This window comes from Nocardia sp. NPDC003693 (genome assembly GCF_053981095.1).
In genome coordinates, this window is the sequence record NZ_JBSFNO010000007.1 from 115,200 (window position 1) to 127,913 (window position 12,714).

Genomic DNA, 12,714 nt, shown 5'->3' on the forward strand with positions numbered 1-12,714 from the left:
GCTATTCGGATTCCTTCCATGCCTCCGCCAGCAGCGCCCGCGTCTCGCGCAGCAGCTGCGGCATCACCTTCACACCGCCGACGACGGTAATGAAGTTCGCGTCGCCACTCCAGCGGGGCACGATGTGTTGATGTAGGTGATCGGCGAGTGAACCACCGGCAACACCACCGAGATTCAGGCCGACGTTGAAGCCCTCGGGCCGCGAGACCCGCTTCATCACCCGGATCGCCTGCTGGGTGAACGCCATCAGCTCGGCGCTCTCCTGCGGGGTCAGGTCCTCGAGGTTGGCGACGCGACGGTACGGCACCACCATCATGTGACCGGGGTTGTAGGGGTACAGGTTCAGCACCGCGTACACCCATTCACCGCGCGCCAGCACCAGGCCGTCCTCGTCCGACATCTGCGGGATGTCGGTGAAGGGGTGCCCGGTCTTCTTGGGCGCGTCCGGATCCTGCGCCGCGCGTTCCTTGCGCTCGGCGGTGGCCCCGGTGATGTAGGACATGCGGTACGGCGTCCACAGCCGCTGCAGCCGATCCGGCTCGCCCGCACCGTGATCCACGATCGTGCCTACCGAATCCTCCTGCCCGGCAGCCTCTTCGGCGAGACCACCGGAAACCCCACGCTCACTCATACGCCTGCCGATCGGATCTCGAAGCCCTCGGCCGTCGGAGAGGTGTTCTCCCGCCGCTTGACCCAGTCCACGATGGTCGCCACCGCGTCCGCGACCGGGACGCCGTTGACCTGGGTGCCGTCGCGGAACCGGAAGCTGACCGCGCCGCCCTCCACGTCGCGGGCGCCGGCCAGCAGCATGAACGGCACCTTCTGGGCCGTCTGGTTGAAGATCTTCTTCTGCATGCGGTCGTCGCTGCGATCGAGCTCGGCGCGAATGCCGTGCTCCCGCAACCGATCCACCACACCCTCGAGGTGTTCGGCGAAGGCCTCCGCGACCGGGATGCCCACGACCTGCACCGGGGACAGCCACGCCGGGAACGCGCCCGCGTAGTGCTCGGTGAGCACGCCGAAGAACCGCTCGATGGAGCCGAACAGCGCGCGGTGGATCATGACCGGGCGATGCTTGGCGCCGTCGGAGCCGGTGTACTCCAGCTCGAACCGCTCGGGCAGGTTGAAGTCGAGCTGAATGGTCGACATCTGCCAGGTCCGCCCCAGAGCGTCCTTGGCCTGCACCGAGATCTTCGGGCCGTAGAAGGCCGCGCCGCCCGGATCCGGCACCAGGTCCAGGCCGGAATCGGTGGCCACCTTGCGCAGGGTTTCGGTGGCCTCCTCCCACAGCTCGTCCGAACCCACGAACTTGACCGGGTCCTTGGTGGAGAGCTCGAGGTAAAAGTCGTCCAGGCCGTAGTCGCGCAGCAGCGAGAGCACGAACCCGAGGGTCGTGGTCAGCTCCGCGTGCATCTGCTCCTTGGTGCAGTAGATGTGCGCGTCGTCCTGGGTCATGCCGCGCACGCGGGTCAGGCCGTGTACGACGCCGGACTTCTCGTAGCGGTACACCGAGCCGAACTCGAACATCCGCAGCGGCAGCTCGCGGTAGGACCGGCCGCGCGAACGGAAGATCAGGTTGTGCATCGGGCAGTTCATCGGCTTGACGAAGTAGTCCTGCCCGGGCTTGCGCACGGTGCCGTCGTCGTTGTACTCGGCGTCGAGGTGCATGGCCGGGAACATGCCGTCGCGGTACCAGTCCAGGTGGCCCGACACCTCGAAGAGGTGGCCCTTGGTGATGTGCGGGGTGTTCACGAACTCGTAGCCGGCGGCGATGTGCCGATCGCGCGAGTAGTCCTCGAGCGCCTTGCGGATGATGCCGCCCTTGGGGTGGAACACCGGCAGGCCCGAACCCAGCTCGTCCGGGAAGGAGAACAGGTCCAGCTCGACGCCGAGCTTGCGGTGATCGCGCTTCTCGGCCTCGGCCAGCAGCGCCAGGTACTCGTCCTGCGCCTCCTGCGATTCCCAGGCGGTGCCGTACACGCGCTGCAGATCCTCGCGGCTCTGATCACCACGCCAGTAGGCGGCCGAGCTGCGGGTCAGCTTGAAGGCGGGGATGTACTTGGTGGTCGGGATGTGCGGGCCCCGGCACAGGTCGCCCCAGACGCGTTCGCCGGTGCGCGGATCCAGGTTGTCGTAGATGGTCAGCTCTTTGCCGCCGACCTCCATGATCTCCGGATCGTCGATGCCCGACTTGTCGGAGATGAGCTCGAGCTTGAACGGCTCCTTGGCCAGTTCGATCCGCGCCGACTCGACATCGGTGACGCGGCGCGAAAAGCGCTGCGCGCCTTTGATGATCTTCTTCATCCGGGATTCCAGCTTGGCGAGATCCTCGGGGGTGAAGGGGCGATCGACCTGGAAGTCGTAGTAGAAGCCGTCCTTGATGGGCGGGCCGATGCCGAGCTTGGCCTCGGGGAACTCCTGCTGCACGGCCTGGGCCAGCACGTGGGCGGCCGAGTGCCGGATGATGGAGCGCCCGTCCTCGGAATCGGCGGTGACGGCCTCGGCCTCTTCGTCGATCTCGGGAATCCAGGACAGGTCCTTGAGATTGCCCTCGCCGTCACGCACGGCGATCACGGCCTCGGGGCCCTTGCTGGGCAGGTCGGCCTCGCGCACCGCGGCACCCGCCGTAGTCCCGGCCGACACCCGGACGAGGGCGACTGGGGTTTTCGGCACTGAGGTGGTCACGGCTGAGCGCTCCTTGGAGTTGTCGTGGACGGGCGAAAGCCCGCCGCTTGGTCGCGCACCATGCTATCGGCATGGTGACGGGGGCGTGCCGATGGACCGGCCGCCGGGGTGTCCGCGCCCGCGCCGCCGGGCGCGCGGGGCGTTACGGCCGGGCGCGGGCGGCGGTGCGGTCAGCCCTCGCCGCGAGCGGCGAGCTCGCTGAGCAGCGCTTCGCGCTGGGCGGCAGGGCGTTTGGGGCAGCTGGTGCACATCTCGCAGCCCGAGACCTCGAACACCAGGCAGCAGGAGATGCGGCGCACAAAAGTGCGGGCGCCCACATCACTGAACCGCGGCACCGGCAGCCGTCCGGCCACGTCCCGGGCCAGGCGGGCCCCGGCCTCCTGATCGCCCAGGTCGAGCGCGCGATTGCCGATGGCGTCGGCCACGATCGCCCACAGCGAGGCGATGCCCGCCCCGGACGCCTCGGCCACGACCGGAACGACCTGAGAGAGCGTATGCCGCAGCACCTGGCCCGCCTGCTGGTCGGCTGCCACCGTGCCGAGCGCGAACACCCGCTCGACACCGCCGTCCGGCCGGATCTCGCAGGAGATCCGCTCGATATCGGTATCGGGCGCCGGATCACCGGCGGCGTACGCCCCGACCACCGGCGCGACCAGGGAGGAGGCCGCCATGCACCACCACAGCGTCCCGGCGACTCGGGTGTTGCCCGTCCCCCAGGACACTCCCATGTCGGCAATCCGCTCACCGAGCCAGCGCGCGTCCAGCAGGTGCGTGCCGGGCACGATCACCGGTCCGGTGTTCACCGAAACAGCGGACTGCTCAATGGTTCCCATTCGACTCCGATCAGACCGGCGAGGACAGCGAAGGTGCCGAGCAACCACAGCGTCGCCATCACGATGGCGACGGTACCGAGTGCGGCGAGCCCGCGCACGAGGATCCCCCGGCGGGCCAGCCAGTCCATGCCGGTCCGATATTTCCCGCGCGTCCAGTGCAGTGTCCGGTGCGCCCAGGCGAATTCGGTGGCCAGGATGCCCAGGCCCGCGAAGACGATGAGCCAGCCCGGGCCGGGGTACGGAATCGCGAGAATCCCGAGCGTCAGTACGACGAGGCCGAGGACTCCCACCGCGATCCGGTAGGTGATGTTCAGGGTAGGGCGCGCGGCGATCGAGGCCCGCAAGGCGCGCCAGCGACCCGGCTCGTTCTCGGTGATCGCGTCGATCGCGGCGGTGTCGGCCGCCGCGGTGTCTGCTCCGGCGGCGGCCGGATCGTTCGCGGCGGCCGTGATCCCCGCCGTGTCGTTCTCTGTGCGCACACCGCCAGCGTACGTGCGTGAGACGCGGCCGGCCGCCGTGCGAGAACCCGCACGGGGGCACGCCGACCGGGCCGCGACCGGGGCGAAGGCGGCGCGGTGGCCGCCGCGCCCCGGTCGTTGCCTCAGCCGAGCGCGGCGGCCAGGGCCGATAGGTCGGCGTCGGTGATCTCGGCGATGCCGTCGTGGGACACCTCGAGCACCCGCGCGGTCCCGATGTCGAAGAACATGCCCGACAACGTGACGCCCCGCTCGAGGATCGCGCGCCGCACCACCGGGTGCGCCTGCAGATTCTCCAGCTGCACGGCCACATTCACCATCGCGAGCTGATCGGTCGCGCGGAAACCCGCGTCCGCGGCGGCCGTGCCGACCGGATGCCGCTGCATCCAGCGCTCGACACTGCTCTGAGCGTGCCCGAGCCAATCGCCCAGGCCCGGACCCGCGGGCGCGCCCGACATCAGGGCCTGCATCGCCCCGCAGGACGAATGCCCGCACACCACCAGGTGATCGACCTCGAGCTCCTCGAGCGCGAACACGATGGCGGCCTCGATGGAGCTGTCGCGCCCCTGCGGCGGCACCAGGTTGCCGACGTTGCGGACGGTGAACAGGTCACCCGGGCCGGTGCTGGTGATGACGTTCGGCACGATGCGCGAATCGGCACAGGTCAGGAAGAGCGAATGCGGATTCTGACCGTCGCGCAGCTCGTCCAGGGCCGGGCGCACCACGTGGGCGTGCCGGCGGTGGTAGGCCGCCACACCGGAGGTGACGGGGTTCCCGTCGCCGTCCTGTCCCGGCTTGAGCACCGCGTCGAGCAGGCCGCGCGACCGCCCGCGCACGGGCGGACCGCTCACGGCGTCGGCCATGGGCGCGGTGCCCAGCTCGACGAATTCCACGTTCCCGCCGGTGCTTTCGTGCTGCTTGGCCCAGTCGTGGATGGCCTCGTAGGCGGCGTGGTCCAGGAAGTCCACGCTCATCTCGAGCAGCACCTCCGCGCCCTCGGGCACCTTGGCCAGCTCCGTGGAGAGCTTGGGCAGGGCCAGGAAGGTGCAGGTGCCCTCGACCGTCACCAGCCAGCGGTCGGTCCCGGTCACCGGCGACGCCGTCACCACGACGCGCACCACGCGCCACAGCAGCAGCGCGAACGCCAGCACCAGGCCCATGAGCACACCTTCGAGCAGGTTCGCGAACACCACGCCCAGCACGGTGACCACGTACACCAGCAGATCGCCGGTGCGCCGGGCCAGCCGGATGTGGGCCAGCTTCACCAGCTGGATACCGACCACGATCAGCAGGCCGGCCAGGGCCGACTTGGGGATCTGCTCGACGACGCCGACCAGCAGCACCGAGAACACCAGGATCCAGATGCCGTGCAGCAGTGCCGAATTCTTGGACTTGGCGCCCGCCTGCACGTTCGTGGCGCTGCGCACGATCACACCGGTGACCGGCAGACCGCCGAGCAGGCCCGAGGTGACGTTGGCCGCGCCCTGGGCCACCAGCTCGCGGTCGAAATTGGTGCGCGGGCCGGTCTGCATCTTGTCCACGGCCACCGCGGACAGCAGGCTCTCCACACTCGCGATCAGCGCGATGGTCAGGACCGCCAGCGCGACCGAACCCCAGTTCCCGGAGGGCACCTCGGGCAGGCCGATGGCGTCGAACAGCGAGCCGCTCAACACGATTCGCTCCATGTTGCCGGGCAGCACCAGCGACAGCGCGGTGCCGACCGCGACCGCCACCAGCGGTCCCGGCAGGGCGCGCAGGCGGTCGGGAACGTACTTCCAGCCCAGCATGATGGCGATGACCACACCGCCGACGAGTACGTCGTCACCGTGCAGCGAAGTCAGCTCCCCCGGCAGCTGCACGATGTTCTGGAAAGCTGTACTGTGCGACGCCCCTCCGAGCAGCACGTGCAGCTGTTGCAGTGCGATGGTGATGCCGATGCCCGCGAGCATGGCGTGCACCACCACCGGCGCGATGGCGAGCGCGGCGCGCGCGATCCTGCTCAAGCCGAACAGGATCTGCAGGACGCCGGCCGCGGCGAAGACGAAACAGGCCATCTTCCAGCCGAATTGGTTGATGGTCTCGGCGACCACCACGGTCAGACCGGCGGCCGGACCGCTCACCTGGAGCGGCGCGCCGCCCAGAATGCCGACCACCACGCCGCCGACGACCGCGGCGATGAGGCCCGCGGCGATCGGGGCGTCCGAGGCCACGGCGATGCCCAGGGACAGGGGTAGGGCTACCAGGAATACAACGAATGACGCGGGCAGATCGTGGCGCAGCAGAGTGGTGGACCAGTGGTCCGCTCTGCCGGGCGGTGAATCGGTGTCTGTGGACATTTCGGCTCCTACTCCGGACCGCTGGGCGGTCCGCAAGATGTCGAACATGTTCTGAAGGCATCGAAAGATGCTGTGGACGGCGTTGGCCACAACTCACCGGACGAGTCGTGCCAGGCTAGAAGTAAAGACTTAGCAAAGGCTGAGAAAACCTGAGCCACAATGGCTATCGGCCCCCGCGTCGTCGATCTCACGTATTCCGTCCACCGTGACCTCCACCACTCGGGCTGTCGCGATATCGAAGAACAGACCGGAAAGCACCACCCCCCTCTCATCCACCCCGCGCCGCACCACCGGGTGCGCGTAGAGCGTCTCCAACTGCACCGCCACATTGACCATGCCGAGCTGATCGACGGGGCCGAATCCCGCCGCCGCCGCGGCCTCGGCCACCACGTGCCCGAAACGGAATCGGTCCAGGCTGGGCCGGGCATTGGCCAGCCAGTCGTCCAGACCCGAGCCCGTCACCGATTCGGCGTGCAGCGCCTCCATCGCGCCGCAGCCGGAATGTCCGCAGACCACCACCGATCGCACGTCGAGTTTGTCCAGGGCGTAGACCAGCGCGGCCTCCATCGAGGAGTCCCGGCGATCGGCCGGAATCAAATTCCCGACATTTCGGACAGTGAACAGATCCCCGGGCCCGCTATTGGTGATGACATTGGGCACGATGCGCGAATCCGCACAGGTCACGAAGAGCGAATCGGGCTCCTGGCCATTTCGCAGCACATCCAGGTGCGGGAGCATGGCGTGGGCGTGATTGCGGTGATAGGCCGCCACCCCCGCGACCACCGGATCCACCCGCTGCCCGCTGCGCCGCCACGGCGAGAGCACCTCGTCGACCATGTGCCGCGAATGCCCGCGCGCCGGCGGGCCGGACACGGCGTTGGCCATGCGCGCGCTGCCCCGCTCGACGAACTCCACCGTGCCGCCGTCGGCCCGGTGCTCCGATACCCACTCCTGGATCGCGTCGTAGGCCGCGTGGTCCAGGAAGTCGACGGTCATCTCGATCGTGACGTCGGATCCGGTTGGCACCTTGGCCAATTCGGGCGCGAGCCGGGGCAACGCGAGGAACGTGAAGGTGCCGTCCACGGTCACCTTCCAGCGCAGCGGCCCCACCTCCGCGGCCGACACCGAGACCCGCACCACGCGCCACAGCAGCAGCCCGAACGCCAGGGCCAGGCCGACCAGCATCCCCAGCAGCAGGTTCCAGAACACCACGACGGTCACCGTGGCCGCGTAGACCACCAGGTCACCGTTGCGCTTGGCGAGCCGGATGTGGGCCAGCTTGATGAGCTGGATGCCGACCACGATGAGCAGCCCGGCGAGTGCCGCCTTGGGGATCTGGCGCACCACCCCGACCAGGGCCACCGAGAACACCAGAATCCAGAGCCCGTGCAGCATGGTCGAAGCCCGCCCGCGCGCACCGGCTTTCACGTTGGTGATGCTGCGGACGATGACCGCCGCGATCGGCAGCCCGCCGATCAGACCGGACACCACGTTGGCACTGCCCTGGCCGATGAGCTCGCGGTCGAGATCGGTGCGCCGGGCGGAGTTCTTCTGCATGCGATCGACCGCGACCGCCGAGAGCAGCGTCTCCACGCTGGCGATCAGCGCGACCGTGACGGCCATGAGCACGACGGTGCCCCAGCCGCCGTGCGGCAGTCCCGGCAGGTTCAGCTCGTCGACGAGCGAGCCGTTCAGCACGATGTGCTCGACGCTCACCGGGAGGACGAAGGCCACCAGCGTGGCCGCGACCACCGCCACCAGCGGGGCCGGGATGGCCCGAACCCGTTCGGGGACATGCTTCCAGCCCACCAGGATGGCGATGACGAGCAGCCCGACGAACAGGTCACCCAGGCGCGCGGAGCGCAATTGGCCGGGCAGTCCGCTGATGGCGTCCCACGAGGAACTCAGCGACCTACCGCCCGAGAGCACGTGCACCTGCTGCAGGGCGATGACGACGCCGATGCCGGCGAGCATGCCGTGCACCACGACCGGGGCGATGGCGAGCGCGCCGCGGGCGATTCGGCTGAGCCCGAACACGATCTGTAACAGACCGGCCGCCACGGTGATGAAACAGGTGACGGCCCAGCCGAACTGATTGATGCACTCGGCGACCACCACGGTGAGGCTGGCGGTCGGCCCGCTCACCTGGAGGGTGGACCCGCCGAGCGACCCGGCGACGAGACCGCCCACGACGGCGGCGATGAGCCCGGCGGCGACGGGCGCGCCGGCGGCCACCGCGATGCCGATGGACAGCGGTAGCGAGACGAGGAAGACGACCAGTGAGGCCGGTAGGTCGTGGCGGAGCAGGTCGTGGAATCCGGGCAGCGACGTCCGGGGAAGCTGTTCGGTGTCGGTGGACATATTTCTCCTTCGCCGGACGGTTTTACGGTCCGGTTCATCGGTCAACATGTACTGGCATCGAGAGCGAGCGGCGGGCGAAGCTGTGTAGGCACGACGCTATTCGGAGCGGAACGGCGTAATCGTAAAGACTCTCCAAAGAAGCTGAAAAGGGTTTGCGGCACGTGGGGCGAACTTCTATCAAACTGTGACCTACGCCACTTTGGGCGAATGACCAGTCCTTTCGCGCGCTCCCCTAGTGGTCATATGTCTAAAAATGCCCGGATCAGAATGCGAGCGCAGGGGGCATCGACTTGCTGGGCAAACGTCCGTATCGCGACGCACGGAAGCACGGTGAGAATCGCCGGATTACTTTCGACCGATTTGCCCGATCTAGGAGAGTTCTTCGCAATCGGACATTTCCGACGCATTGCACTCGAGCACCAGGGCAACGTTTCGGCAATATTCGCGGGCGAGACCGCGGAACGCGCGCATGATGGGGACAAGATCGCGATCATCGATTCGATTCGAGGCCCGTCATGCTCCCCATTCGACTACCGCTGTCGCTGCTGGCCGTCGCGGCCTGCGCCGGAATTCTCGCCGGACCCGCGGGCGCGCAATCGCCCGTCGTCTCGGCCGATGCCGAACTCGTCTACAACGTCGCCACGCTGGCCATCAGCGGCAGCGCAACCTGCCAGGGCGGCGGGACGGCCGGGGTCGACGTCGTGGACGGCTCACTGGAGCAGATGTTCCAGGGCGGGATCGGGGGGCCCATCGCCATTCGGCTCGATGGACCGGTTCAGGTGGACTGCGACGGGGCGGCGCACCGCTGGACCGGCAATCTCGTTGCGCCCGGGCGCATTCTGCCGAACAGCTCGGGCGGCCAGGTGACCGTGAATCTCACGCAGGACGGGCGCACGATCGCCACGACCGGTCCGCAGCCCGCGTACATCGTGGGCTGAGACCGCTCGACGCCGCGAACGCCACGGCCGCGGCGCTTGTCATCCGCCGGCCGCGGCGACCGGGTTCAGCGTTGGTCGAGCACCTCTTGCGCCAGCGCCCGATACTGGTCCGCGCCACGGGATTTGGGCGCCCACGAGGTGATGGGCTCGCCCGCGATGCTGGCATCGGGGAAGCGGACCGTGCGGGTGATCATCGTCTTGTAGACCTGCTCGCCGAAGATCTCCTCGACCCGGGTCAGCACCTGACGCGCGTGCAGCAACCGGGAGTCGAACATGGTGATCACGATGCCGAGCATGTTCAGCCGGGGATTGAGTCGCTCGCGCACCTTCTCCATGGTGTCGGTGAGCAGCGCGAGCCCGCGCAGGGAGAAGAACTCGCACTCCATGGGGATGATCACCCCGTCGGCACAGGCCAGCGCGTTCACCGTGAGCAAGCTCAGCGCGGGCTGACAGTCGATCAGGATGTAGTCGTAGCGGTCGCGCAGCGGGTCGAGCACCCGGCGCAGCGAGTACTCGCGGGCCACCTCGTTGACGAGCTGGATCTCCGCGGCGGACAGGTCGATGTTGCTCGGCAGCAGGTCGAGTCGCTCCACACCGGTGTGCAGCAGCACCTCGTCGACCGGCGGGGTGTCCTTGCCGATCAGGTCGTACACGGTCATGGCGAGGTCGTAGTGGGACACACCCAGACCCGCGGACAGCGCGCCCTGCGGATCCAGATCGACCAGCAGCACTCGCTGCCCGGCTTCGGCCAGTGCCGCGCCGAGATTGACCGTCGAGGTCGTCTTCCCCACTCCCCCTTTCTGATTGCACAGCGCGATGATCTGCGCTTCGGCTTGTGGCGCCTGGGACCGAATCTCGGATTTGTCCGCACTGATGACAGTCACGATCCGCCGACACTCCTCTTCGTTGCTTGCCCCCGACCGCCACGGCCCCGAACAACAGGGCGAACCGGACACGAGCAGTTTGCCGAAATGTCGCTAGGTTAACCGAGAAATCGGACGAAACGCGGGAACGCCACGGGGTGATTGACAACCACAGTCACAGGAGTCACGTTAGGCATCAATGGCACCAAAGCAATTCGAGCGGGTGCCCGACGGACCCGACGCTGGAACGGTTTTCGGCGACCGAAACAGCGAGCGAGCTAACCTCAGCTACCGGACCCGCGGCGCGGCGGTTCGACCCGGACCAGCCCGGACTGGAAGGCGATCACCACGAGCTGGGCGCGGTTCTGCACACCGACTTTCGACATCGCGCGCTGCACGTGAGTGCGAACCGTCAGCGGACTGACGTACATCCGCTCGGCGATCTCCTCGTTGGAGAGCCCCTCGGCGACCATCGCGACCACCTCCCGCTCGCGGGCGGTGAGCACCTCGAGCGATTCGGCTGCGCTCACCCGGCTTTCGGGGCGGGCGAGGTAGCGCGAGATCAGGGTGCGGGTGGCGGTGGGCGAGAGCAGCGCCTCCCCCGCGGCCACGGCGCGAATCGAGCGCAGCAGTTCCTCCGGGCCGACGTCCTTGCCGAGGAAACCGCTGGCCCCGGCGCGAAGGGCCTGCGCCACATACTCATCGAGTTCGAAGGTGGTCAGGATGAGCACGTGGGTCTCGCGCAGCGCCGGATCGGCGCAGATCTCCTGGGTCGCGGCCAGACCGTCCATCCCGGGCATCCGGATGTCCATGACCACCACGTCGGGGATGCTCGACCGGGCCAGATCCACTGCTTCCCGGCCGTTTCCAGCCATGCCGACCACTTCCATGTCGTCGGCGGAATCGATCAGCAGCCGGAAGGTCCCGGCGAGCAGGGCCTGATCGTCGGCCAGCAGTACCCGGATGGTCATGGCTTGTCCTCGTGGTCGGCGTCGCGGATCGGTTCGAGGGGAAGTTCGGTGGTGACTTCGAATCCGCCGTCCGGACGGCGGCCCGCGCGCAGGTGACCACCGACCGACACCGCGCGCTCGTTCATGCCGATCAGACCGTAACCCTGTTCGTCGGACGCCGAATCAGGCTCGGCGCGAACGGTTTCGGCGCCACCGTCGTCGCTCACGCTGATGGTCAGCAGCAGGCGGGAGTAGACCAGGCGCACCGTCGCGGTCGTGGTGCTCGCGTGCTTGGTGACGTTGGTGAGCGCCTCCTGGATGATCCGGTAGGCGGTGAGGTCGGCGCCGGGCGAGAGCGGGCGCGGCTCCCCGGCGACCGCGAGTTCCACCCGCAGCCCGGTGCGCTCGAAAGAGCCGAGCAGCTCGGCCAATTGGTCCAGGCCCGGGGTCGGCTCCAGCGGCGCGTCGGAGTCGGCCTCGCGCAGCAGCCCCACCGTGGCCTTGAGCTCGCGCAGCGCCGCCGAGGTCGTGCCCGCCAACTGGTCGAGCATCTCCTGCGCCTGATCGGGCTGACTGCGCAAAAGGTATGCGGCGGTGGAGGCTTGGGCGTGCGCCAGGGCCATGTGGTGGGCGACGATGTCGTGCAGCTCGCGGGCGATGCGCACCCGCTCCTCGCCCACGCGCTGGCGGGCCTCCTCCTCGCGGGTGCGTTCGGCCAGTTCGGCGCGGGCGTGCAGCGCGGCGAGATATCCGCGCCTGCTGCGCCCGGCCTCGGCGAAGGCGCCCGCGACCAATATCGCGGCGATGAGGGTGATGCGCCCGCCGGTCAGGATCGGCGTGAAGTCGTGGACCAGCGAGGTCAGCAGCAGCGCGCCGCCCGCGAGTACCGGGGCGAGTTTGGCGGTGCGCAGATCCGCCACCCAGATGCCGGCCGAGTACGCCGCGACCAGGGCCGCGCCCACGGTGAGAATCGACGGCTCGAATCCGCACACCGCGATCAGGATCCCGCAGCCGGTGGTGACGCCGAGTACCCCGAGCGGGAAGCGCCGCCGCCACAGCAGGGCCAGTGACGCCACCGCGGACAGGCCGAAGACCGCGAGCGAGGCGGGCTGGTCGACCACGGGCCCGCGACCGTCACCGTGATCGATCAGGCGGCTGGCGTAGGTGGTCAGTACGCACAGCAGCACCGCGACCATCACGTCGACGGCACGGCTGTGCCGGCGCGGCCACTGCGACCATTCGGCGGTCATGTGCGTCCCTTCTCGTCGTTGA

General features: G+C 68.6%; 10 protein-coding genes. 1 reads left to right on the plus strand and 9 read right to left on the minus strand.

Annotated features, from left to right (window positions below):
• Position 1: 1 nt before the first annotated feature.
• From ACWDOP_RS11235 to ACWDOP_RS11260, 6 genes are all read right to left on the minus strand, one after another.
• Positions 2-631, minus strand: coding sequence for an HIT family protein (locus ACWDOP_RS11235; protein ID WP_456344927.1), 630 nt, complete (start codon positions 629-631; stop codon positions 2-4).
• The gene (gene thrS / locus ACWDOP_RS11240; RefSeq protein ID WP_456344928.1) at positions 628-2,685 is read right to left on the minus strand and encodes a threonine--tRNA ligase; all 2,058 of its coding nucleotides are present in this window, start codon (positions 2,683-2,685) and stop codon (positions 628-630) included. The genes ACWDOP_RS11235 and thrS overlap by 4 nt, the downstream gene beginning before the upstream one ends.
• Positions 2,686-2,855: 170 nt before the next feature.
• Positions 2,856-3,518 (minus strand): (2Fe-2S)-binding protein, encoded by a 663-nt coding sequence (locus tag ACWDOP_RS11245; protein ID WP_454207245.1) that lies wholly within the window; start codon positions 3,516-3,518, stop codon positions 2,856-2,858.
• Positions 3,485-3,904, minus strand: coding sequence for a TIGR02611 family protein (locus ACWDOP_RS11250; RefSeq protein ID WP_454207347.1), 420 nt, complete (start codon positions 3,902-3,904; stop codon positions 3,485-3,487). Before ACWDOP_RS11250 ends, ACWDOP_RS11245 begins: the two co-directional genes overlap by 34 nt.
• Positions 3,905-4,119: 215 nt before the next feature.
• Positions 4,120-6,330, minus strand: coding sequence for a SulP family inorganic anion transporter (locus ACWDOP_RS11255; protein WP_456344929.1), 2,211 nt, complete (start codon positions 6,328-6,330; stop codon positions 4,120-4,122).
• A gap of 129 nt (positions 6,331-6,459) precedes the next feature.
• Positions 6,460-8,691, minus strand: a complete 2,232-nt coding sequence (locus ACWDOP_RS11260) for a SulP family inorganic anion transporter (RefSeq protein WP_456344930.1) — start codon at positions 8,689-8,691, stop codon at positions 6,460-6,462.
• 515 nt (positions 8,692-9,206) lie between these two features.
• Between ACWDOP_RS11260 and ACWDOP_RS11265 the strand changes: the two genes are divergently transcribed.
• On the plus strand, positions 9,207-9,629 hold the full coding sequence (locus ACWDOP_RS11265; RefSeq protein ID WP_456344931.1) for a hypothetical protein: 423 nt from the start codon (positions 9,207-9,209) through the stop codon (positions 9,627-9,629).
• Positions 9,630-9,694: 65 nt separating this feature from the next.
• On the opposite strand, the gene ACWDOP_RS11270 is transcribed toward ACWDOP_RS11265, so the two are convergent.
• The 3 genes from ACWDOP_RS11270 to ACWDOP_RS11280 all read right to left on the minus strand — a co-directional run bounded on the left by ACWDOP_RS11270 (position 9,695) and on the right by ACWDOP_RS11280 (position 12,692).
• On the minus strand, positions 9,695-10,513 hold the full coding sequence (locus tag ACWDOP_RS11270) for a ParA family protein (RefSeq protein ID WP_454207238.1): 819 nt from the start codon (positions 10,511-10,513) through the stop codon (positions 9,695-9,697).
• A gap of 263 nt (positions 10,514-10,776) precedes the next feature.
• On the minus strand, positions 10,777-11,463 hold the full coding sequence (locus tag ACWDOP_RS11275; RefSeq protein ID WP_456344932.1) for a response regulator transcription factor: 687 nt from the start codon (positions 11,461-11,463) through the stop codon (positions 10,777-10,779).
• Positions 11,460-12,692 carry a sensor histidine kinase gene (locus tag ACWDOP_RS11280; protein ID WP_456344933.1) on the minus strand — a complete coding sequence of 411 codons (1,233 nt, stop codon included), beginning with the start codon at positions 12,690-12,692 and terminating at the stop codon, positions 11,460-11,462. Before ACWDOP_RS11280 ends, ACWDOP_RS11275 begins: the two co-directional genes overlap by 4 nt.
• Between the last annotated feature and the right edge of the window lie 22 nt (positions 12,693-12,714).

Excerpts from the sequence above, each read along its gene's own strand:
- ACWDOP_RS11235 (WP_456344927.1), bottom strand. The coding sequence starts at position 631 with ATGAGTGAGCGTGGGGTTTCCGGTGGTCTCGCCGAAGAGGCTGCCGGG.
- ACWDOP_RS11245 (WP_454207245.1), bottom strand. The coding sequence starts at position 3,518 with ATGGGAACCATTGAGCAGTCCGCTGTTTCGGTGAACACCGGACCGGTG.
- ACWDOP_RS11255 (WP_456344929.1), bottom strand. The coding sequence starts at position 6,330 with ATGTCCACAGACACCGATTCACCGCCCGGCAGAGCGGACCACTGGTCC.
- ACWDOP_RS11260 (WP_456344930.1), bottom strand. The coding sequence starts at position 8,691 with ATGTCCACCGACACCGAACAGCTTCCCCGGACGTCGCTGCCCGGATTC.
- ACWDOP_RS11265 (WP_456344931.1), top strand. The coding sequence starts at position 9,207 with ATGCTCCCCATTCGACTACCGCTGTCGCTGCTGGCCGTCGCGGCCTGC.
- ACWDOP_RS11275 (WP_456344932.1), bottom strand. The coding sequence starts at position 11,463 with ATGACCATCCGGGTACTGCTGGCCGACGATCAGGCCCTGCTCGCCGGG.
- ACWDOP_RS11280 (WP_456344933.1), bottom strand. The coding sequence starts at position 12,692 with ATGACCGCCGAATGGTCGCAGTGGCCGCGCCGGCACAGCCGTGCCGTC.